The 21,374-nt window shown below is 42.5% G+C and carries 22 protein-coding genes; 4 read left to right on the top strand and 18 right to left on the bottom strand.

What is annotated here, in order from left to right; all coding sequences use genetic code 11:
* Positions 1–595 precede the first annotated feature (595 nt).
* Positions 596–1,591 carry an NAD(P)-dependent oxidoreductase gene (locus F6K51_RS23280; RefSeq protein WP_293024677.1) on the top strand — a complete coding sequence of 332 codons (996 nt, stop codon included), beginning with the start codon at positions 596–598 and terminating at the stop codon, positions 1,589–1,591.
* A gap of 755 nt (positions 1,592–2,346) precedes the next feature.
* Here the strand turns inward: F6K51_RS23280 and F6K51_RS23285 are convergent.
* Positions 2,347–2,520, bottom strand: a complete 174-nt coding sequence (locus F6K51_RS23285) for a hypothetical protein (RefSeq protein WP_293024679.1) — start codon at positions 2,518–2,520, stop codon at positions 2,347–2,349.
* A 739-nt stretch (positions 2,521–3,259) separates the two neighbouring features.
* Here F6K51_RS23285 and F6K51_RS23290 point away from each other — a divergent pair.
* Entirely contained in the window at positions 3,260–4,096 is an 837-nt protein-coding gene (locus F6K51_RS23290; RefSeq protein WP_293024681.1) for a hypothetical protein, read from the top strand.
* A gap of 213 nt (positions 4,097–4,309) precedes the next feature.
* On the opposite strand, the gene F6K51_RS23295 is transcribed toward F6K51_RS23290, so the two are convergent.
* The 4 genes from F6K51_RS23295 to F6K51_RS23310 all read right to left on the bottom strand — a co-directional run bounded on the left by F6K51_RS23295 (position 4,310) and on the right by F6K51_RS23310 (position 6,832).
* On the bottom strand, positions 4,310–4,528 hold the full coding sequence (locus F6K51_RS23295) for a hypothetical protein (RefSeq protein ID WP_293024683.1): 219 nt from the start codon (positions 4,526–4,528) through the stop codon (positions 4,310–4,312).
* 119 nt (positions 4,529–4,647) lie between these two features.
* Complete coding sequence (locus F6K51_RS23300) at positions 4,648–5,430, bottom strand: peptidylprolyl isomerase (RefSeq protein ID WP_293024685.1); 783 nt, start codon at positions 5,428–5,430, stop codon at positions 4,648–4,650.
* A gap of 96 nt (positions 5,431–5,526) precedes the next feature.
* The gene (locus F6K51_RS23305) at positions 5,527–5,760 is read right to left on the bottom strand and encodes a hypothetical protein (protein ID WP_293024687.1); all 234 of its coding nucleotides are present in this window, start codon (positions 5,758–5,760) and stop codon (positions 5,527–5,529) included.
* Positions 5,761–5,809: 49 nt separating this feature from the next.
* On the bottom strand, positions 5,810–6,832 hold the full coding sequence (locus F6K51_RS23310) for a calcium-binding protein (protein ID WP_293024689.1): 1,023 nt from the start codon (positions 6,830–6,832) through the stop codon (positions 5,810–5,812).
* On the opposite strand from F6K51_RS23310, the gene F6K51_RS23315 reads away from it, so the two are divergent.
* A complete protein-coding gene (locus tag F6K51_RS23315; protein WP_293024691.1) occupies positions 6,825–7,004 on the top strand; it encodes a hypothetical protein in 180 nt (59 codons plus the stop codon). The genes F6K51_RS23310 and F6K51_RS23315 overlap by 8 nt on opposite strands.
* 18 nt (positions 7,005–7,022) lie before the next feature.
* Positions 7,023–7,427: a hypothetical protein gene (locus F6K51_RS23320; protein ID WP_293024693.1), complete on the top strand. Its 405-nt coding sequence runs from the start codon at positions 7,023–7,025 to the stop codon at positions 7,425–7,427.
* 531 nt (positions 7,428–7,958) lie between these two features.
* Here F6K51_RS23320 and F6K51_RS23325 read toward each other — a convergent pair.
* From F6K51_RS23325 to F6K51_RS23385, 13 genes are all read right to left on the bottom strand, one after another.
* Positions 7,959–8,258: a hypothetical protein gene (locus F6K51_RS23325; protein WP_293024694.1), complete on the bottom strand. Its 300-nt coding sequence runs from the start codon at positions 8,256–8,258 to the stop codon at positions 7,959–7,961.
* 279 nt (positions 8,259–8,537) lie between these two features.
* A complete protein-coding gene (locus tag F6K51_RS23330) occupies positions 8,538–8,840 on the bottom strand; it encodes a hypothetical protein (protein WP_293024696.1) in 303 nt (100 codons plus the stop codon).
* Positions 8,841–9,643: 803 nt separating this feature from the next.
* Positions 9,644–10,024: a HetP family heterocyst commitment protein gene (locus F6K51_RS23335; protein ID WP_293024698.1), complete on the bottom strand. Its 381-nt coding sequence runs from the start codon at positions 10,022–10,024 to the stop codon at positions 9,644–9,646.
* Positions 10,025–10,703: 679 nt separating this feature from the next.
* A complete protein-coding gene (locus tag F6K51_RS23340) occupies positions 10,704–12,338 on the bottom strand; it encodes an HlyD family efflux transporter periplasmic adaptor subunit (protein WP_293024700.1) in 1,635 nt (544 codons plus the stop codon).
* A 325-nt stretch (positions 12,339–12,663) separates the two neighbouring features.
* The gene (locus F6K51_RS23345) at positions 12,664–15,876 is read right to left on the bottom strand and encodes a peptidase domain-containing ABC transporter (protein WP_293024702.1); all 3,213 of its coding nucleotides are present in this window, start codon (positions 15,874–15,876) and stop codon (positions 12,664–12,666) included.
* Between the two features lie 1,289 nt (positions 15,877–17,165).
* Positions 17,166–17,510 (bottom strand): hypothetical protein, encoded by a 345-nt coding sequence (locus F6K51_RS23350; protein ID WP_293024704.1) that lies wholly within the window; start codon positions 17,508–17,510, stop codon positions 17,166–17,168.
* Positions 17,511–17,711 carry a hypothetical protein gene (locus tag F6K51_RS23355; RefSeq protein ID WP_293024706.1) on the bottom strand — a complete coding sequence of 67 codons (201 nt, stop codon included), beginning with the start codon at positions 17,709–17,711 and terminating at the stop codon, positions 17,511–17,513.
* Positions 17,692–17,883, bottom strand: a complete 192-nt coding sequence (locus F6K51_RS23360; RefSeq protein ID WP_293024708.1) for a hypothetical protein — start codon at positions 17,881–17,883, stop codon at positions 17,692–17,694. Before F6K51_RS23360 ends, F6K51_RS23355 begins: the two co-directional genes overlap by 20 nt.
* A gap of 251 nt (positions 17,884–18,134) precedes the next feature.
* Positions 18,135–18,803 (bottom strand): peptidylprolyl isomerase, encoded by a 669-nt coding sequence (locus F6K51_RS23365; protein ID WP_365940109.1) that lies wholly within the window; start codon positions 18,801–18,803, stop codon positions 18,135–18,137.
* Positions 18,804–19,053: 250 nt separating this feature from the next.
* Positions 19,054–19,494, bottom strand: coding sequence for a hypothetical protein (locus F6K51_RS23370; RefSeq protein WP_293024710.1), 441 nt, complete (start codon positions 19,492–19,494; stop codon positions 19,054–19,056).
* Positions 19,495–19,598: 104 nt separating this feature from the next.
* Complete coding sequence (locus tag F6K51_RS23375) at positions 19,599–19,886, bottom strand: hypothetical protein (protein ID WP_075895637.1); 288 nt, start codon at positions 19,884–19,886, stop codon at positions 19,599–19,601.
* 268 nt (positions 19,887–20,154) lie between these two features.
* Positions 20,155–20,427, bottom strand: coding sequence for a hypothetical protein (locus tag F6K51_RS23380; RefSeq protein WP_075895639.1), 273 nt, complete (start codon positions 20,425–20,427; stop codon positions 20,155–20,157).
* Between the two features lie 410 nt (positions 20,428–20,837).
* On the bottom strand, positions 20,838–21,110 hold the full coding sequence (locus F6K51_RS23385) for a hypothetical protein (RefSeq protein WP_075895641.1): 273 nt from the start codon (positions 21,108–21,110) through the stop codon (positions 20,838–20,840).
* Between the last annotated feature and the right edge of the window lie 264 nt (positions 21,111–21,374).

The following is a 21,374-nucleotide window of genomic DNA, read 5'->3' on the forward strand; positions in this document are numbered from 1 at the left end:
GTACGACAGCAAAAGTTCTGACGGCACATTGAGAACGCCAATTGTCCTGGGGACGTTAAGAAATTTAGCTGTTCAAGAGCGAATGAATCCCCATCCATAATCTTTGATTTGGATGGGGTGCGTTCAAACAGGAAGTAAACAGGGGTCGTTGTGACGTTTTTGTCCGCGATGTTCACGTTTTATAGAACAGTAGAGAATCGATAACCAGATTCTGTCCCATTTTCTCCCTCTAGCAGTCATAGGTTTGGGGAGCGCTAGTCCCCCCTAGGGTATCCTTCGGTAAGAGTTGGACCGGGCTTTCAAGGTGCAGACGTTTACTTGTCCACGTAGCCCCTCCACTAAATGGAATCCTCGCTTCAGTCTCATCCCCTTGAAGGGGATGAGATTAACAACCTTATACAACTATCTTGAGAGTGCAGATACTTGATTAGACGACTAAGGATAGAATCCTTCAAAATGCATCACCACAACAATCAAGGAAGTGTTCTTTACTCGATCAAAACCTTCTTGTACCCCTAGAAGTAGTTGACCTAGTTGTTTGTTTGTGTTAGGTCAGGGTCAGTAGTATATCACTAAATCTAAAATCCAAAATCCCATGACCTCCAAGCGGATTTTTATAACTGGTGCTAGTGGCTGCATTGGTCACTACATCACTGAAGCGTTAAGTCTCGAAACTGACCATGAGTTGTATTTGTTAGTCAGAAACCCTGACAAATTAAAGTTTGACGATTTGAAGTTTGGCGACAAGGGACGTGCTGGCATTACCATCCTAGAAGGTGACCTGCAGCAGATTGAAGACTTTGGTGACTTGCTCAAGACCATGGATGCGGCAATTCTGGCAGCAACCGCTTGGGGAGGGCAAAAGGAAACATTTGATATTAACGTTGTCAAAACTATCCAGTTAATCAACTTGCTTGACCCTACTGTTTGTGAGCAAGTAATTTATTTCTCTACTGCTAGTGTACTGGATAGGAATAACCAATTACTGAAAGAAGCCGGTGAACTTGGAACAGAATATATCTATTCCAAATATACTTGTCTGAAGCGCTTATCCCAATTAGCGTCCGCTCCTAAGATTACTACTGTCTTTCCTACCTTGGTACTGGGGGGAGACGAAACTAAACCCTACTCCCATCTGTCATCGGGACTCCCAGATATTGTCAAATGGATTAACTTGATTCGTTGGTTTAAAGCTGATGGCAGTTTCCACTTCATCCACGCCCAAGATATTGCTCAGGTCGTGGGATACCTGATTGATCATCCTCTCTCTCAAGCATTGAGTGCAGAAGCAGAGTGGATGTCTAGTGGTAGATTGGTTTTAGGTTGTCAGCCGTTGAGTGTCAACCAAGCCGTAGAAGAAGTTTGTAAGTATCTAGATAAAAAAATTTATTTTCGCATACCATTGTTTATCTGGCTTGCCAATATCTTTATTGTGCTGTTCCGGATTCAGATGGATCCTTGGAGTCGGTTTTCCTTGAATTACCGACATTTTATTTATCACAACCCCGTTAATCCAAGCACCTTTGGTTTACCGACTTACTGTCCTACACTTACTGACGTTCTGAAAGTTAGTGGCATTAGCAGAGAGTAGATTTTTAAAATCGTGACACTTTAAACTAGAAACAGGACTCCTAGTTAACTTGTCTTTAATTTTTGAATTGCTGAAATATAAATTCTGCTTAATTTTAACATAACACCATCAAATGATCCATAACTCGGCTCAAGTACCCTAGCTTAATTCGTTGATAGTCTTAGGATAAACGACGCGATTAACCGAGGTTGCTCTAACTCACAGGGAGCAGGTCTTGCGTTGCAGAACAAAAGTACTATGTACCATTAGAGCAAGCTTAAACCCATGAGGGGGCTATAGATAATGTACAAATATTCTAGACATCTCCAAAAATTCACCTCAAACCCTTGTAATGCCTGGGTCAGAACCGATTTTATGGAGATGTCTTCTGCATAAGGACATGCTCCCCCTATTACCTATTACCCATTACCTATTACCCATTACCTATTACCCATTACCTATTACCCATTACCTATTACCCATTACCCAGATTTAGTACAAATGTTCTGCATAAGTGACATGCTCCCTAACCCACAAATTTATCTGAATAAAATAATACTATCATCTCCGGTTGACTAATTATTAGAATCAGTAATTAGTCTCCGGGGGAGACAAGCGCACCAAAATACTTACCAGAGCTAAATTTAGCAGCTCTAACTTTACCAGCTTTAGGTTTAATATCATGTCAGGATAATTACCCTTAATAAAAACCTCCCCCATCTCCCCATATTCCCCTCCTGGTCGGGGTTAGGGGCTCACAAGGGTAGGTTTTTTACCTAGCAGGGCGAGAATGTACGTACTGGCATTGGGTATTTTGAACTCAAAATATGTCCCCAAATCTCCCAGAATTTCCCCCGATTACCGACCCATCTCCCCATATTCCCCTCCTGGGAGGGGTGTCGGGTGGGTCCGGATTCCCCATTCCCCATTCCCCATTCCCCATTCCCCATTACCTATTACCTATTACCTATTACCTATTACCTATCTCCAATGTAAAAAAACTACCCCTGTGAGGGGTCCCACCCTCCCTCTAATTATGGGTATTAAACCTGAATTGATATTAATTATTACCTATTAAACACAAGCTATTAAAAGCTTTTTAATCATCCAATAAAAGCTTTTAAAAAATCCTTTCCCTGCCGTAAAAGAATTTTACAAAATCTTTAACTAATCGGTAGGTAGAATTACACTGACTTTATAATCAATAGCGAATTTTTCGCTTATTATTAATCTATAAATGGAAGTATTCAGCCGACAGCTAACGCCATAGGCGCATCTACCATTGCCAGCTATCAGCCATTGCCTGAGCTGAATGCTTACCTATAAATAGGGATTTTTTTCCGGTTAAGTATATTATATGAAGCAAAAAAAACATTCATTATAATGATATTCCGGATTTTTTTAGGCACCAATCAATATCTGTGCTCACTGTTGAATACAACAATTACAACGTAAGCTAATGCGCTACGCGCAGGCTACGCCAACAGCTATCAGCTATCAGCGTGTCGCGTATCAGCTATCAGCGACCACTGACCACTGACTACTGACTACTGACGGCTGAATGCTTACATTACAACACTAGTATCAGAACAATTATTGTGCCTTGAATTTCCCAAATTGAACCGCAAATTTAGGCAGTTCAAAAAAAACTTCGCTGGCTGAAATTTATTCCACAACACCCAGAAAATTATGAAAATGAACAAAACCATTGCTAAAAAATTATTACTGTTCGCTACAGTAACCGGTTCCGTTCTCGCTGCTGCACCAAGTTTGGCTGCTACTTTCGCTTTATCTAAAGGATCCTTTGACTTCAACTTTAGTACTGATCCTCTGGAAGTCGTTACCCTGACTGAAGCCGACACTTTTGTGATTTCAAGTGGGGGTGATGTGATTGCTGAGGCGAACGCGGTGTCAACTTTTAACCCTGATTCACCCAATCCACTAAAACGAGCTCGTAATAAATCTTTGAGTACCGCTGAGGGTGAAGGAAGCAACTACCGTGGTGTGGCGGAAAGTTTTGCTGGACTTATCGGTTACAACTTCTTTGTCGATGCAGGGGAAACCTTTTCTTTCGATTTCAATGGTTTTCTCGATCTAATCACCATGATCGACAATCCACCTGCAGAAAGTGCAAGTGCCGAGGGCACCGTAGTTTTCGAGTTATACGATAGCAATGACTTGAGTACTCCCATCGACTTCTTCGCTCTCTCTGGTAACTTAGAGACTCTAGGATATGATGATTTCCTTGTGTCTGCTCACAGTGACAATGTGTTTGCTTATAACGACTTTACTAAGTTGTTTGGAGGAACAGAGGAATTTGCTCTGGCTGATGTTCAGGGTTATTATGAGCGCACTTTCGAAACAGCAACTTATTTGACCTTAGTCGAAGCTAAAACGAATAAGGCAATCGTTAAAGCTCCTGAATCGTCAAACTTGCTAGGCTTACTTTTCTTCGGTTTACTGAGCATTGGATACCGAGTCAAAACTAAAAGTTTTACCGATAAGTCAAAGTTATTAAGGGATTAATCCTAATAATAATTAAGTCCGGTTAATCACTTATTAACTCCTGGATTTTTGGTCATAAGCAATCGGTAATGGGGAATCGTAAACTACCAATTCCTAATCCCCCAATTACCAATTACTAATTCCCCGATCAGGAATATGATAATTATTCAACCGGATTTGATATAATTAGTTATTATTTGAAAAAAAAACCGCTAGTGGGAGCATTTTGCTCCCTTATTTTTTTCCTGATTTTGCTCTCTTATCTTTGACCGTAGAAGAAGCAAAGCTAGAGCTGGAACTTCTGCTATAACTCCTGCCTGACTCTCTGGTCACAGTAACCTCTTGACTGGTGTTTGCTTGATCACCAGATGCAAATGCCCTACTTTCGGATTGGACTACTACCTTTCCATCTGGTGAAACTATCCATTTTCTGATTATCCCCGAGCGCATCATAACTTAATCCCTCCATGGCTTTTTTGATTGATGTTTACCTACTTTAAAGGGTAAGCTATCAGCTGTTCGCGTAGCGCTTATGCTGACTTACCCATTACCCATTACCCTCAATCATGCCACTACTGACCCAACGCCTCGGCAGTTTGAATTTCAACATTATCAAGCATAGTGTCACTATGAAGCATATAGTTTAGTTCACGATTGAGCCAATCCTGAAACAGTCTATCCAATATCTCGTCGTACCGTTCCGGTGTTAATTCAGCAGGGATAAACCTTTCTACCATCAAGATATGATAACCCTGAGGAGTTTTGACGGGATTGACCACTTCTCCAATAGGTACACCAAAGACAATCGCTGCTATATCTGGACGTAAATTCCAACGGTAAAGCTTTCCTTCAAAACCGCACTTCTGTCGGCGTTCCTCATCAAGATCATAGATATGAGCTGCTTGATAAAAGCTAATTTCTTTTTCTTCAATTTGATAGAAGAGTTCTTGGGCAAGTTTCTCGTTAGCTACAATAATTTGATAGAGCAAGATTTGGTCAAAATCCAGTCGGTTTTGACCAAAAAACTTTTCCACATCTTTATCAAATAGACACTTCGATAACTTTTTAGCTAGCAATTGCTGGCGAATTCCGACTTCCCAGTCATCGGAAGTAATCATATTATCCGCTAGCCAAGCTAGAGTGTCTGAAGCTTTCTCCAAGCGATTTTCGTGACGGAATTTATCTGCCTCTTCCTGAATTTCTTCCTCGGTGATGCTTAGGTTTCTTTCGACAGCAGCTCGATTAATGACTTTTTGATACAAAATTTTCTCAGAGACGTCTTTGAGCTGGATTTCTCGTTTCAGAAACTCAGTAATTTCCTGTGGTTCAAGGGATGCTCTAGAAAGAATAGTCATGCTTAGCTTTTCCTTGTTCAGATTTTAGCTGATGGGGTAATGGGGAAAGATATGGAGCAACGGATGAGTTAACAGATCTAAGGGATAGGCTGATTCCTACGGCGTTGCTGAATCTTTGAATGAATAGGAGTAGAGTGGGCATCCTGCCCGCCCGAAAATAAATTGAAACTGGCAAGATGCCAGTTCTACGCAAGATGCCAGTTCTACGCAAGATGCCAGTTCCACTGCAAGATGCCCATTCCAGGGCAAGATGCCTATTCCACAGGTGCGACCCAAGGCCGCGAGCAATCCCTCGCGGCCTTGGAGGCGCGCACCTACTCTTAAAATCATTCCATTATTAACCAACGCCATTCCTACTACTTATCAATTTTATGCTAATTTATGCTAAAATTGCATCAGATACTGTGATGAAATCATCATTAGTTAGGGTCGTTGCACCCTGTCCATCGACGGTTCCTTTGACTAAAGCTAGAATATCGTTATTGAATTTCACCAAAGTGGCATCAGCAATGCCATTACCAGTGCTATCAAATACCTCTAATACAATATCGTCTACTGAGACTTCGACCGTCAGACCAATCTGATCTCCTTCAAATTGATTGAAGTCAGTGATTTGATCAGCTAATCCTGGATCAGTGATCGGGTTAGTTTCTTGGGTTAGAACAAATGTATCACCACCATTCCAGCCTGTGAGGCTATCTAGCCCGATGCCACCAACCAGGAAGTCTTCCCCATCGCCACCATCTAAGCTATCATTGCCTGCTCCACCCAGTAAAATATCATTGCCATCCTTGCCATTAATACTATCGTTACCTTGGTTTCCTTTCAGGAGGTCATCCCCTGCCTCTCCGGAAATCTGATCATTGCCTTGCAATCCCTGAATTTCGTCGTTGCTGTTGCCACCGACTAGTTCGTCATCCCCTTCAGTACCAATGATCGTGTTGTCGTAGGTTGTGATGAAATCAGCACTGGTTAGAGTAGTCTCACCCTGACCATTAACTGTTCCCTGGACTAGTGCTAGGATACCGTTGTCGGGAGAGGATGCTGGCTTTACTAAAGTCCCATCAGAGGATGCTGGCTTTACTAAAGTCCCATCAGCTGTGCTATCACCATTGCTATCTAATACCTCTAGTAGGATGTCCTCCCCAGATAGTCCCCCAGTTAAACCAATCTTGTCACCCTCACCAGCATTGAAATCGGTGATTAAATCAGCTAGAGAAGGGTCAGTTATGGGACTAGTTGTTTCCAATCCCAGCACAAATGTATCGCTACCGTTGCCCCCTGTGACTGTATCCGTACCAAAGCCACCAATCAGGACATCATCCCCGTCTCCCCCAGTTAGTTCATCATTGCCTTGAGTACCCCGCAGTGTGCTATTGCCATTGGTAGTAGTGATGCTCATCACGTTGGAGCCTACACCTGCCCTCACACCACTGATTAAGCGATCGCTACTGCTTGAACTCCAGCGATTAGTCCATGAACTGCTATTTGTTTGTGAGTCGTTAGTTACTATCCTACTACTATCGTTGCCATTGATAGTGAGGCTATTGTTTCTGATGGTTCTTGAAGAATAGTTTGAAGAATAGTTTGTAGTGCCAGTTGAACTAGTAATTAAACTACGGTTCTCTCGGATGCTGTCTGTGATGCTGTCTGTAATGCTGTCTGTGTCTGTAATGCTCTGTGTGGTGCTGTCTGTGTCTGTAATGCTCTGTGTGGTGCTGTCTGTGTCTGTAATGCTCTGTGTGGTGTTTTGTGTGGTGCTGTCTGTGTCTGTGGTGCTCTGTGTGGTGCTCTGTGTGGTGCTGTCTGGGATGCTGTCTGGGATGCTATCTGTGATGCTCCGTGTGATGCTCTGTGTGATCGGCTTTTTTAACCTCTGTGTAAACCTGTCTTTGAACCTCTCTGTAATTCGGCTTACACGAGGAAGAAATGTCAATGTTCTGCTGATTAAATTAAACATGGCTCTTAATCGGCTATCAGCCTTGTGTTACGCTTGAGCTGCACCTGCTGAATCTGCATTGTGGAGTTTTAAGTGTTGAGTGTTGACCGTTAACTGTTCTACTGCTGCACAGACAGGTCTTCCCTCTACCAAGCCTCAACTGTTAACTATCAACAAAAATCGCTCAGTTCACAAACTATGCCAATTAAATGGTCATTAGCTTAGCCTTAGCCAATAAATTGTCTCTAGAACGCTGCTCCACTGATCGGATACTTGTCTGATCATTGATTGGTAATTATTTAGACATCCATCAGTCTACGCTTACCAAACATGATAAAGGGTTCAGATGAAGATGTGATCAGGATAATGCGTATTTTCAGGACTTACGCACAAGACCTTTAAAACTCGGTTTATCGTGATAAATCAAAGGCTGAAATCCATAGCTCTCATCTCCCCATATCCCCTAGGCGCTAGGCGATAGACCAGCGTTTTTTTAGCATATTCCATCGCCTCTTAACCCTTCCCTATTACCTATTACCGATACCTATTACCGAACATTCCCATTAAGCTGTAGCTGGATTTCAGAAAATTAGCTTGAGTAATATAAAAACCTAGACCGACTGTCAGACACAGCACGGGAAGTTCCCCTGCCAGTATTAGCAATAGCCTCAGCCCTTGCTCTGGCTGTGCTAATCCCAAACTTAGGATTTATTCTGGCATCAGTCCTAGTGTTGACTGAAACACTCTTACCACTAGCATCTGCATCGGCTGCAGCTAATGCCAAATCCTTGGAAGCAAATGTCAGGGTATTAGCAGAAGCTGATGCACCGCCAAAAATACCGTTTTTATGAGTAGATTTTTGAGCAAAATCTAGATCCTTAATTATCATTATTCTCTTCTCTCTGCACCTATGCCTAAACTGATGACTATCACCTTCCTTAACTAAAGACTTAACTAAAGAAGGTGATTTTTATGTAGGCCCACACAGCTAAATTTACCTGCTAAGTCCTGAAGCTAGCAGATATTCTTTGTCTAGTCTGTCTATCGATTCTTAATTAAAGGGGGAAGCATTGGCGCGCCGAGTTATCTTATAGATATAAATGCTTCACCCCTAAATCAGATTTTGGATGCAATCAAATACACCCTAGGGTCAGGATTTCCCTTAGTTCTAGTAATCAACTGCAACGACGGAGTTAGAGAATGAAGTAGCGCCACCACCATCATAGACAAAGGAGTCAGTATCAGTTTCAACGAGGAAGTTCTTGCTATAACCCCTGTACTCAGCAGTGGCTTCAGCATTAGCTAGGCGGCCCTTGACATTTACCCTTGAGTCAACATACTTATCGATATCGACGCGGATATCAAGGCGAACGTCCTTGTCAATATATAAGTCGAACTTCCGGCGACTACCACCAAGGATATTGGTTTCTTCGTTAACAACTTCGATGTGATTTATATCAGAAATAATCATGGTTGGTCTGCTCTTTTGTAAGTTTTGTGTTAGTTAACAACTTGGTTGTTGTTAGTTTGATTATACCGCTTCTTATTCAATTTGTCTCACTTGTCAAGCCAATTTGGCGGAAACTTTAATTAAATTAGTTAGGTAGCTAAAAACAACTTTATTGTTATTTTAATCCTACCTCTCTTAATTCAATTTGTCTCACTTGTCACGCCAATTTGGCGGAAACTTTAGCTCGAACCTTGATTAAGTTAGGTAGGTAGCTAACAACAACTTTGGTTTTGTTGTTGTTATTTTTAACCTACCGTTCTTAATTGAATTTGTCTCACTTGTCACGCCAATTTGGCGGAAACTTTAGCTCGAACCTTGATTAAGTTAGGTAGGTAGCTAACAACAACTTTGATTTTGTTGTTGTTATTTTTATCCTACCGCTCTTAAGTCAATTTGTATCACTTGTCACGCCAATTTGGCGGAAACTTTAGCTCGAACCTTGATTAAGTTAGGTAGGTAACTAACAACAACTTTAGCTTTATTGTTGTTATTTTTATCCTACCGTTCTTAATTGAATTTGTCTCACTTGTCACGCCAATTTGGCGGAAAAGTTTGAGGAATAGTTTCCTGTTACAAATTGTTATGAAAAATCCCCAAGTTATGGAAAACTAACTTGGGAGTATTAATGGAATTTATGCAGTATCAAAAAATTAAGAAAAACAAAATAAATTCAGTGATTGGGGGACTGTCAGCATTGAGTTATCAGCCCCTCACCTTAATGGTGAGATTACCAGTCCCTAGAAAAACCTTACATTCCTAGTAGTTTAGTAGAATTTTGGCAATTTGTGGTTAAACCACTGTTCTTGAGAGCCCCCTTGCACTAGTTGGCTTCTCCTGTCAAGGGGCTTTGCATAGTCGAGATCTTTAATATTCCTTAAGCACTTCGCAGCATCTTCCCTATCCTGCTTAAGGCTGTCGGTTGTAGCTTGATTGAGTGAGTCCATTTTCTCGTTATCCCGTCGCAATCGGCAGTAAGTTCGCGACGGTATGTATTCTAAGGGGTTAAGACCCAAATAACGCAGCATCAAAACACAAGCCCAGGAATACTTGCGATCGCGAATTGCTTCTTCAATCAAACTAATCTTTTCAGGATCTAGGGTTTTGCCCACTGGGCGATTAGAACGACGAAGCATGGAGTAACTCATGATGATTTCTCTGTGATCTGAAGGTCAACGAATTGGATTTGCAGGATTTACGCTTGAACTCTACCTCTAGTTTCAATAGTCAGTGATTCTGGTTGGTCAATTAAGCGAAGAGTTAGAGTACTGATCTAACCATCTGATTTGAGTTGTGAAACCTGCGAAGATGGCGTGATCGGGTGATCGGGTGATTGGGTGATCTCGAATAATCTCACAACCTGTTCTTTTTTAGCAATCAATTATGATTGATAGATCAGGATTCTCTTCTTCTAAATCTCCATCAATCATCGCAATTTTGAACAACACCAGATTCTTCCCCCCTTGCCTCTAGTTGACTGACAAACCTCTAAAACTTGAAACACTCTCAGTAAAGACTATTTTGAACAAAGCTTTATGAAAATTTTGATGAGATTTCGTGAAAATTTTGATCAGATTTTGTGAAAAGACTGTGAAATCCTTTATCCACAGGGGATTCACACAGCTTTTCCATGACCGTACTCAATGCTAGCTCTGACCATAAATTTCCATAACTGGGCAAAGCCCACGACTTGTCAGTCAATCCATTTCCCTCCTTTGTACTCCTCTTCCCTGACTGGTTGTGCCACCAGGGTTAATCGACCTGGATTTAGTACCACCCCTATTACCCTACAGGCAGTATGTCGATGGCTAAATTGCGTTAGTCCTGCTATAGATTGACACCACCTTTTTGCAGCTGTCGGATTGGATCTAACAAGAAATCCACAATCCGACGTCGGCGGATAATGATATCAGCTTTGGCTGTCTGACCAGGTTTAAATCGGATCATTTGATCGTCCTCTGTAACGTAGTCACGGTTTAGGGAAACTTCCACCTCATAAACCGAACCAAGTTGTTGATCAGTTTTGGCATCGGCAGAAAGGGAGGTAACTTTCCCTTTGATGATGCCGTATTCCTGATAGGGATAGGCATCAAGCTTGATTTGCACCGGCATTCCTTCTTTGATAAAGCCTGCCTCTTGATTAGGTAAACTGGCTGATAACACCAGGGGCGCATCTTGGGGCGCTACTTCCGCAATGGTTTGACCGGGTTGAAAAACTTCACCAATATTGGCAACGTTGAGGGAGGAAACTACTCCATCCACCGGTGCATAGAGAAACTTTTGTTTGAGCCTGGCTTTTGCACTACTGAGCAGATTGCGGTTTTCAGCAATTTTGGCATTTAGTTGAGTCAGTTCGATCTCCAACTGCTGAAGTTTCTGCTTGGTCTCCAGCTGAGTCCGATGCACTTCCGCTTGCTTCTGAGTTAGACCTGCCTGAAGTCGTTGGATTTCTGCTAAAGTCTGGTTGAAATCGCTCTGAGTGAGAGTGATCGCGCTGTTGCGATCGCGTATACTCTGCTGGGCTTGATCAATCTGGTCTTGGTTACTGGCTGCTTCTTGCAGTTGGGTTTGGGTAATCACCCGCTGACTCGCTCGTAGGCTATGTTCTGCTTGAAATACTTGTTCTTTTGAGATTGCCCCTGATGCTAAAAGGGGTCTGAGATTGTCTAGGCGTTCTTTGAGCGCAAAGGCATCATCCTGTCGTTGCTGGAGCAGTGCTTGGGTAGTCGCCTTGAGCTGTTTTAGCCGTTCTAGTCTGTCCTGACTGGCGACGTTTGCCTGCTGATGTTGGATCAGTTGTTCTCGTAAGGCGGCTACTTTAGTCTGTGCCTGAGCGATAGCGGCCTGTTGTGCGTCAATGTCCGCTTTGGCAATTTGCTGACGGGTTTGGGCTTCTTGGCGGATGTTTTCAATCAGCCCTTGCATCTGAATTAATTTGATTTGGTCAGCATTGATCAGTTGCTCCAAACGCTCTACTTCCGTAGCACCAAGTTTTGTATCCAGTTCCACCAAGACTTGCCCAGCGGTAACCGATTCCCCTTCTTTGACTGCAATCTTGGCCACCTTGCCGGATTCGATCGGGTGAATTTTATACACTTCTCCTTTTGGCACTAACTTGCCTGTGGCTTTACCCACTTCGTCAATTTGCCCAAAGGTTGCCCAAACTCCACAGACCATACAGAAGGCGAATCCGCCCAAAAGCAGTCTCTGGGGCAGTACCGATGGGGGCTGATCCAGTAGATTTTGTAGGGCTGTTGACCAGTTTTGAGTGTTGGTAGCTCCTAGTGATGATGTTGGTGTGACCGGATTTGGGACATGATTAGGTGATGGTCGGACTAGTGGTGCTGATACCGCTGTCCCTCCATAGATCGATCTAATCTCAGCTGAGGTTAGATTAGGGTGAGCGGTTTCTCCCTTAGGGAGTCCCTCTCTAGACGGCATAGATGCTTCTGGTTTGTTCATGGTAGTTCACCGATAATCACTGCTAGTGTTGTGTGTATTGATTTGAACTGAGAAGACTAACCTTGGCGAAAGTTAATCTTGAACACAGTGGGCGATATCAGGGAAAATACAAGAATCAATAAGGAGCCATTATTCTCAACATTATTGATAATAAAATTCAATAGTCCTAATAAGCAAGGCTGAATATGGTCATAATTTTTGCCCCGTATCACATTTTTGCTAAATTTTTCTTGGGCTTACCCTGTGGGCGATATACTGATCAACCCTAATCACCCCAAGAGCTATTTTTTAAGCAAAAAATTGATAAATTTCATAAATGCCAGGGTTAAAGATCCAGCTGCTGCTGGGCTAGGTGGTAGTACAGACCTTTCTCAGCCATGAGTTCCTCGTGGGTACCGCGCTCTGCGATCAGACCTTGGTCGAGGACGAGTATAGAGTCAGCATTGCGCACCGTAGAAAGACGGTGGGCAATGATGAAGGTAGTGCGATCGCGACTAATGCGAGCTAAATTTTGTTGAAAACGTCGCTCGGATTCTGTATCTAGGGAGCTAGTCGCTTCATCGAGAATCATAATCTTGGGGTTACCCAGCAAGGCTCGGGCGATCGCAATCCGTTGCCGTTGTCCCCCAGACAGGTTAGACCCTCTCTCCCCAACCTTGGTGTTGTATCCCAGGGGCAGGTTTTGAATAAACACATGAGCTTCAGCCAATTTGGCAACTTCTACCCCTTGTTCGAGGCTATACTCGGGTTTGTATAAGGTGATGTTCTCTAAGATCGTCCCTGAAAACAAAAAGCATTCTTGGGGTACCACACCTAATTGAGAGCGTAAAGACTGGGGAGAAACATGTCGGATGTCGTGGCTATCAATCAAAATACGGCCTGTAGTTGGCTGATAGAGTCCTTGGAGCAGCTTTACCAAGGTACTTTTGCCCGAGCCACTGCGTCCGACAATGGCTATGGTCTTTCCAGGGGCAACCTCGAAGGAAATGTTTTGAAGGGTGTATTGTTCATCATCCTCACTATAGCGAAAGCTGACATTGTCAAACTGGACATGCCCCGCGATCGCGGGCAATGGCATCAGGGGTTTTTGGGTATTCTCTTCTGGCTGGGTGGTCAAGACATCATCGAGCCGTTCCACCGATACCAAGATTTCTTGGAATTCATCCCAAAGTCCCACCAAAGACAAAATCGGGCTAATCACCCGACCAATGAGCATATTAAATGCCACAAACTGACCAATTGTGAGCTGTTCCTGAATTACCAGACTAGCCCCGAACCACAGTAAAGCCGTGCCGCTGAGGTTATTAATCAAGCCACTGACTGACCCTAAGCCGTTGGCCAAGTTCTGTCCTTTGAATACCATATTCAACTGACCCGTGAGGCGGTCTTCCCAGCGCCAGCGCACCTCTTGTTCAGAGGCTGCTGCTTTGACAGTTGCTACTCCCGACATCATTTCTACTAACAGGGAGTTTTGTGCCGCTGCTTCTTTAAAGATTTCCCTGGACACTTGGCGTAGAAATGGACTGGCAAGTATGGTCAAAATCGCAATCGGTACAATCGTTGCCAGCACCAGCAAGGTTAGGTGCCAGTTGTAGTAGAGCATCAGCCCCACATAGACAAACATCATTACCACATCCAGCCAAGTGGCAATGGCTTGCTGAGTGAGGAACGCCTGAATTTTACCAGTTTCCTGGACTCGGGTTAGGATGTCCCCCACCTGGCGGGATTCAAAAAACTTCAGGGGTAGTGTGAGGGTATGCTTAATAAAGCCACTGACAAAGGTAAGACTGAGTCGATTGGAAAAGTAATCCAGCAGGTAGCGTCTGGTGACACTCAAGCCTATGCTCCAAAGGCCAAAGATGACTAGACCAATGGCAAACACATTGAGGGTAACAACACTTTTGTTAACCACCACCTGATCCAAAATGATTTGGGTAAACAGGGGGGTAATCAGACCAAAAACCTGGAGCAGTAGGGAAGCTAGGATAATTTGCAACAGGACTGTGCGATGGGGCCATAGCAATCCCCAAAAGCGATTCAGAGAAATCTTTTGATTAGGAGTCCCTGCTAGCTGGGGAGTGGGATTCAACAGCAGCGCATATCCTGTCCAACCCTCTAGAAATTGTTGTCGAGAAAGCGATCGCTTTCCTACAGCTGGATCCGCAACAAGTACCTTCTCCCCTTTGACCCAATAGACAACTATATAATGATCACCTTGCCAGTGAGCAATCCAGGGGTTACTCCGATCCGCTAGGCGAGCTAAAGACGCTCTAACTGGAGTAGCTTGAAATCCCAAGGTTTCTGATGCTCTGGCTAACCCTTTCAGGGATGACCCAGAACGCCCCACCCCTGCCAGATTCCGTAGGGAATTCAAGCTAAATCGTTTGCCCCAGTAACGTCCAATCATTGCCAAGCAAGCAGCGCCACAATCTGAAGACGATTGCTGTTCAATGAAGGGATAGCGTTGCCACAACCCCTGAAGAAAAGGTCGCTTCGTCGGTACGGGAAATGGGATCAGTTTAGACTCAGCCTGGGTCGAGTTACTTTGTGTTTCACCATTTCCATTGCTAGGGGGGTTGGATGGAATTAGCGGTACTCTGTGACCCGGCTGATTACGGATTTGGTGAACTATGGCGCTAGTGGCGTCTGATTTCTGGTGTCCATTTTCAGAGCTTTGACCCGTCTGTGGACTCAACCTTGCCAGCACCGGTACCAGGGCTTGGGCAGTGTCCCAATGTTCCTGAGGGAGATAGGTTACCCATAAATCGCTTTGGGCAATCCAATCTTCCGGTACTGGCTGAGGATAGCCCCAACTTTCGCCAATGGCAATGGTTAGTGGGCAATTCTCTTCAACTCCACCCCTTGCAATCTGACCACTACGTAGCCAGTAACGACCGACTTGGCCAGACTCAACTAAGGACTCCCCAGCGGAAATCCGTGTGTCTACCAGGTAGGGCAACAATTGCTGTAGGGTGATGCTGTCAAGCGATCGCAATTCTGTCAAGGTCTTGAAGAAAATCAAGCGTTGCCGGTGCTGAGCTTGTTGCTGTAGGTGTTCGAGCCACTCCGGTAGCTGTTCTAACCAAGATTGGAGTTCAGCTAAGGAGATCCGAGCAATCTGTCCTGAACTCGCTGCGATCGCTTGGTAAGGATAATATAGGTTGCACAACAGTTCCTCAGCCCCAAAGGTTGCCCCCTCTTCAAGAACCTGTACCGATACGTCCCGCTGTTTTTCCCCATCAAAGCTTAGCAGCCGCACCCGCCCGCCACAGACGACGTAAAAATACTTATTTGGTTCATTTTGAACAGAATCTTGGCTTAACTCCCGTCTAGGATAGGATATAATTTTATCACCTAGCTCAAAGTTATGAATTTGGAAGGATTGACTAAATTCTGGTAATAGTGTCTTTGATAGCGTCTTATCCAACCAGTTCGCGATTAGGTGTTCAATAACCTCGGAAGATTTCTGGGTCGGGTATTGGCCAAGGTAATCTGGTGGTTGCCCTGATTTTTCTAAACCGACCGTTTTCTGATGCATTAGGTAGAACCCCTTCTTTAGTTAGTTTTACCTTGTCTTGACTAGCGCCATGGTTAGGTGGAGTCTTCGGCCCCATTTGATTGGCACGAGTCTTGATTGTTCAAACAGTACTCTGGGTATTCACATAGACTCTGCTCTCCCTTTTGACCTAGTGATAGTTCCAGTAGTGTTCCCTGGGGTTGACTTAGGAGTTGACTTAGGAGTACTGTGGCATCCAACAAGTGTTTGCCGTTTTATGCCACCTAAGCCATCCCAGCTAATCCAGGTAATAAGTAATAATTTGATGGTCACCCTTGCTCCGGGAGGCTGTTCGCCCTTTTTTAGGTAACTTCATGAAAAGCTCGTGAAATCAATTATGAGTTTTTTCCGCTGAAAACTCAATATCTTTACATATTTCTTAAAACTTCAAAGCTTTTCTACATATTCCTTACCAGTAAACCCATGGACAATCTCCGGAATAATCCTATGTGAAGTAAATTGGTGCTGTCAAGTTGTTTTCACAATAAATTCACGGTTTTTAAGGGAACTTCAATAAAATTTTAGAAAATCTTATTGAAGTTAAGTCGCCAGATTGAAGTTAACCAGCCAGATAGAGTTGTCAAGTTTTCATAACATTTTTACTAAACTCATATAATCAGTTTAGTAGTTATCAATAGTTTCACAAGTACTTTACCAACTCTTCATTAAATTTTCATATAAACTTTAAACAAAATTCACAAGTACAGCAATGTCTCAGCTCCTAGAGAAGCTTTGTGATTCGTGATATAGCGGTTTTTAGCCTAATGAGGTACACAGGATTTTTTACCTTTTCTTTCTTCTGACTTTACTGCTCCGAAGTCCCTGCTCCCTGCTCCCTATAAACCCAAAAACTTGTACCTTACTAGCTTAAAAACCGCTATAGTGTGATACGGTTTATCAATTACCCTAGGGGTTATACCCATCAATAATTCGCCAACTTAAATTCGCCAGCTTACAGAGCACCATACTCCCTATCTGGTCGTCATATCATCGACCCTTAATACTAAATCATTAAAACTGATCGGGAGATGGGGAGAAGTAAGGGGAGGGAAGAACGTGGATATTGTTAATCATCACTCATCCTCCGGACTTGCTATAAGTTAATCAATAGTTAAGTAGCTCCACTTAATTAAACATCAAACGTTCAACAGTATAATTTCCCTGTTGACCCCGATTTTCCATCCCCTCAATAATTGCTAAAGCGTTGGTCGTATTCATCCTCAAATACATAACTACCCAATTCTTGACGTTTGAGATGTAGCCCTTGGTCTTCAATACGGTTCATTTGAGGAGAATAAGGAGGAAGAAAAAAGATGCGTGGGTCCTTGTTTTGACCAAATTTGATGACGTTGTTGAACTACCTTGGCACGATGGATTGAAGCGTTATCGTGAATAATCACTGTGGGCTTTCCTGTCTCAAATAATCGCTTCATCGCTTTTTGTGCTTGCCATTCCATCAAACGAAGATAACTGTTGGTGTTGTAAGTTCCCACTTTCAAGGTATATTCAAATCTTTTGTCTTGTTCCCAAACTCCCATGCGGATTGACTCTTCTTCCTTTTCTACTGGTTTGAGAAATAGATTTTTGTTTACCAATGGGACTATAGCCGTAAGCATTCAGCAGTCAGCTGTCAGCCGTTGGCCACAGACCCAAAGCTGATAGCACCTCAAGTAGCGTGGCCATTCCCGTAGCGTGGCCATAGGCCAAAGCCCAAAGCTGATAGCTAAATGCTTACTCAAGACAAGGTCAAAAACGGTAATTATTTTGTATAATTGATTTAGAAATGCTATCGGTAAACTACTTACTAGAAGAAGCATAGCAAGAGGATGAACTTCTGCTATAAATTCTGGCAATAGAGTCTCTTTTGACAGTAACCTCTTGAATAATGGTTGCTTCATCCCCAGAGGCAGTTGCTGTACTTTCGGCTTGGACTACAACCGTACCATCTGGTGAAACTATCCATTTTATGATTGTCTGGGAACGTTTCATGGTTACATCACTCTAGTTAGTAATTTTAGTTATTAGGTAGATTCAATTTTATTACCCCTGCTCCGAAGCTCCGTTCGCGTTCGCGCAGCGTCTGGCTCTGCCAGTAAGCGTGGCCCACGGCCTTAGCTCCCTGCTCTCTAAAACCATTAATAGCATTGGGATTATTCCCCAGTATTGATGGTACTAAGTTCACTATGTATCATATAGTTAACTTCACTATTGAGCCACTCTTGAAACATACTCTGTAAAATTTATTTAGACTTTTCTTCGGTTAATTCAGCTGGAAGAAATTCTTCAACTAAGAAAAGATGATATCCTTGTTCGGTTTGCAGGGGATGAGTCACTTCTCCTGGCTGAACACTAAAGATAACGGCAGCTATCTCAGGCTTAAAGCTCCAGCGAGGCAACTTTCCTTCATAGCCACACCGTCGCTGCCTTTCTAGGTCTATATCATAGAAATGAGCAGCTTCATAAAAACTAATTTCTCCTTCCTCAATCTGATAGAAAAGCTCCTGAGCAATTTCCTCAGAATCCACCAGAATTTGATAAACCAAAACTTGCTCAAAGTCTAGTCGATTTTGAGCAAAGCTTTTTTCGACATGCTTATAAAATAAGGACTCAGCAAGCTTTTGGGCAAGCAAGCGATCGCTAATTCCCGCTTCCCAATCCTCTGCTGTCACCATCTGATCTGCCAGCCAGGCCAATGTTTCTGCTGCTTTTTCCAAACGATTGGCATAACGGATCTCATCCGCCTGAGCTTGCACGTCTTCTGGTGTTACTGTTATCCCTCTTTCTTCAGCCGCTTTACTGATAACTCGTTGATACAAAACTTTTTGACAGATGCCCTTGAGATGCATCTCCTTTTTCAAGGAGTACATAATTTCCTCTGGAGTCACCGATGCTTTGGAAAGATCAACCATTACACCCGATTATTAACTATAACTGGAACTACTTACAGTCTTAGTCAGATTTAGCTGAGTCAACCGTCTGACTATTATCATCATACAAAAAGCAATTGCTAAGCTCTGCCAAGTTGCCGAATTGAGGGAGGAGTATTTGCCAGTAAAACCGAGAGTTAAAACTTATCCCTGAATCCAAATACCTCACCCCTCAATCCTACTTGTGAGCCAGCACACAGAAACTAGATTAAATTTTATGAAGCTTATAGCTTTATAAGTATGTAGAAACGCTCATACTAAAAAAAGTTTCCTTAATCTCAGGTACTGAGAAATCATCAGTACCAGCGCTAGCTCCAACAATACCCATAGTGTTTGCGGGCTTAATAACAGATGCTTCCACTGTACTCGTACTGATTTGGGAATCAGGATCGATGCTGATGGCATTACTAATAGTACTTGAGCCCTCAGAATTTACTTCCGATACAGATTGAATTCCAGAAACACTAGACTTCATCGTTTTATATGAGCCAGGTAAAGTCCATAACTGAAAACTATGAAACATAATCGTATTTTTTTTTGCTACTAATGGAACAAGTGAAAAACATTTTTGTTTAGAAAAAAAATTCCTAAACTTATTGAATTTTTCGAGATCAAATAACCTGAAACTCAGGGAACAATAATCTAGAACAACAGTATCATAAAAGGGATGCACAACTTAAAGCCCTTGTTACTATTGCTAGTTTGCCTATTGCCTTTTCCATTAAAAGAATAAGCAATATTGATTATGAGCTGGAAAGCGGCTATATATTTGTTAATTTACCCAATGAAACCATAAATGGCAAAGGCGTCGCTTCTAGAATTACCCGAGAAAAAAGGATCCCTAGATGTAGCATGAGCTCTTACATTACCTTGAGAAAAGAACGGGTCTACATCGGTAAAGCCTGTTACTGAAGTATTGGTATGCTGACCAAACGCATGGGCATCACCATTAATGGTAGCGAAGCCAGGACCAGCGAAGGCTTCAGCAGAAGTAAAAGCAAAACCACCTAAAATAGGGTGGTCTGTTGCCTCCAGCTCGAAATATTCTAATTCAGAAATGTTCATGAATGATTCTCCTGCTTAAATCAGATAATCGTTAGTTTTCCCCGGGAGCATTTAATTGTAATTGATAACACATAAAAGCGACTAAAATATAGATTGCAAGCATTATTTTAAGTGAGTATGGCTTAAAATAATTCCGCTACCAATCAACAACAATTTAATGCTACCATTGTGATTAATGCTACGGAGAGATGTTACTAATTTTTACATCTTTCCGTAGCATTTAATAATCAAAAATTACTACTCTAGGCTATTTCAGCCATCACTCTTTTTAGTGGAAAAAGAAGAAGGGTGAAGAAGTAGCAGATACTGCATGTAGGGTAGATTGAGAAGCACCAGGAGCAGTTCTGGTAGCGCCCTGGACGTTGGTGAAGGTACCTGGACCAAAGGCTTCTGCAAGACCATCAACTCTTGCTGTGTTACCGAAAACGTTGGCACCTACGTTAACGAAGCCATTAACTCCAAAAAATTTGGAACCGGAGGCACCTACAACGTTGGGTTGTTCAGCAGCATTCTCTAGATGATTTAGATCAGAAATAATCATTGGTTAATTTTCTCCTTTGTAGTTTACTGTGTTAGACCTATTGGTCATTTTGTACTCCAATTAAACTGGCATAGTTCAAATAACTTTATCGCCGATTTTTAAATATATCTAGTTATTTATGGTTTTAGATAACTAGATAGCGATTGACTATTTGTTAGCCAGTAAAATGAAGTGATTCGATTCAAGGTAAACCTGAGTGTAATCGTCCTGATAGATAATTAAATTTAATTAATGTAGTCTATTGGGATATGAATACACCCTGATTTATCAATCACTTAATCAGGAACTTTTCGTGACTAAGTACTAACGGCTTATTGTGGAGAAGCCAATATTTAAAGACTTGAGCATTGATAGCTTTAAGTTTCAACTACTACTCTAAGCAGTTTTCTTAATAATGCTTATCAGAAGAACTAATGAGAAGAAGTAGCAGACGTTGCATTGAGACTAGAGTGGGAACCATTATCATTAGCTCTCGTATAGGCATTGATGTTGCTAAAAGTCTTGTACCCATACGCCTCTGCGTTGACGTTAACCGTAGCTACCTTTCCTATAATGTTGGTATAGACGTTAATAGATCCGCTATATCCAAAATCGTTGTAGTAAGGTGGGGAGTAGTGAGAGCCACCCACAACCTTGGGGTCTTCAGCAATAGTTTCTAAATGATTTAGATCAGAAATAATCATTATTTAATTTTAGAATTTATTTTGTGTTAATAAATCTGTTTAGGTTACACTCCAATTAAACTAGCAATTTTCAAAATGTTTGTCTCGCCAATTTGGCAATTAACCTCTTGAGTCCTTGTTTGAGATGACTATTGGCTATTGACTATCCTGAAGCAATCACACTGAAGCAATCAAACCTAAACCTGAGTGTAATCATGTTCATATAGAACTGAAGGTACTGCATTCTATTAGGATATGAAGACACCCAGGTTTAAAAGTTAATGA

This window comes from Moorena sp. SIO3I8 (assembly GCF_010692325.1).
Taxonomy (GTDB): Bacteria; Cyanobacteriota; Cyanobacteriia; order Cyanobacteriales; family Coleofasciculaceae; genus Moorena.

Coding starts and splice junctions, on each gene's coding strand:
- F6K51_RS23280 (WP_293024677.1), top strand. CDS start 596: ATGACCTCCAAGCGGATTTTTATAACTGGTGCTAGTGGCTGCATTGGT.
- F6K51_RS23285 (WP_293024679.1), bottom strand. CDS start 2,520: ATGGGGAATGGGGAATGGGGAATGGGGAATGGGGAATCCGGACCCACC.
- F6K51_RS23290 (WP_293024681.1), top strand. CDS start 3,260: ATGAAAATGAACAAAACCATTGCTAAAAAATTATTACTGTTCGCTACA.
- F6K51_RS23295 (WP_293024683.1), bottom strand. CDS start 4,528: ATGATGCGCTCGGGGATAATCAGAAAATGGATAGTTTCACCAGATGGA.
- F6K51_RS23300 (WP_293024685.1), bottom strand. CDS start 5,430: ATGACTATTCTTTCTAGAGCATCCCTTGAACCACAGGAAATTACTGAG.
- F6K51_RS23305 (WP_293024687.1), bottom strand. CDS start 5,760: ATGATTTTAAGAGTAGGTGCGCGCCTCCAAGGCCGCGAGGGATTGCTC.
- F6K51_RS23315 (WP_293024691.1), top strand. CDS start 6,825: ATGCTCATCACGTTGGAGCCTACACCTGCCCTCACACCACTGATTAAG.
- F6K51_RS23310 (WP_293024689.1), bottom strand. CDS start 6,832: ATGAGCATCACTACTACCAATGGCAATAGCACACTGCGGGGTACTCAA.
- F6K51_RS23325 (WP_293024694.1), bottom strand. CDS start 8,258: ATGATAATTAAGGATCTAGATTTTGCTCAAAAATCTACTCATAAAAAC.
- F6K51_RS23330 (WP_293024696.1), bottom strand. CDS start 8,840: ATGATTATTTCTGATATAAATCACATCGAAGTTGTTAACGAAGAAACC.
- F6K51_RS23335 (WP_293024698.1), bottom strand. CDS start 10,024: ATGAGTTACTCCATGCTTCGTCGTTCTAATCGCCCAGTGGGCAAAACC.
- F6K51_RS23340 (WP_293024700.1), bottom strand. CDS start 12,338: ATGAACAAACCAGAAGCATCTATGCCGTCTAGAGAGGGACTCCCTAAG.
- F6K51_RS23345 (WP_293024702.1), bottom strand. CDS start 15,876: ATGCATCAGAAAACGGTCGGTTTAGAAAAATCAGGGCAACCACCAGAT.
- F6K51_RS23350 (WP_293024704.1), bottom strand. CDS start 17,510: ATGCTTACGGCTATAGTCCCATTGGTAAACAAAAATCTATTTCTCAAA.
- F6K51_RS23355 (WP_293024706.1), bottom strand. CDS start 17,711: ATGCTTCTTCTAGTAAGTAGTTTACCGATAGCATTTCTAAATCAATTA.
- F6K51_RS23360 (WP_293024708.1), bottom strand. CDS start 17,883: ATGAAACGTTCCCAGACAATCATAAAATGGATAGTTTCACCAGATGGT.
- F6K51_RS23365 (WP_365940109.1), bottom strand. CDS start 18,803: ATGGTTGATCTTTCCAAAGCATCGGTGACTCCAGAGGAAATTATGTAC.
- F6K51_RS23375 (WP_075895637.1), bottom strand. CDS start 19,886: ATGAACATTTCTGAATTAGAATATTTCGAGCTGGAGGCAACAGACCAC.
- F6K51_RS23380 (WP_075895639.1), bottom strand. CDS start 20,427: ATGATTATTTCTGATCTAAATCATCTAGAGAATGCTGCTGAACAACCC.
- F6K51_RS23385 (WP_075895641.1), bottom strand. CDS start 21,110: ATGATTATTTCTGATCTAAATCATTTAGAAACTATTGCTGAAGACCCC.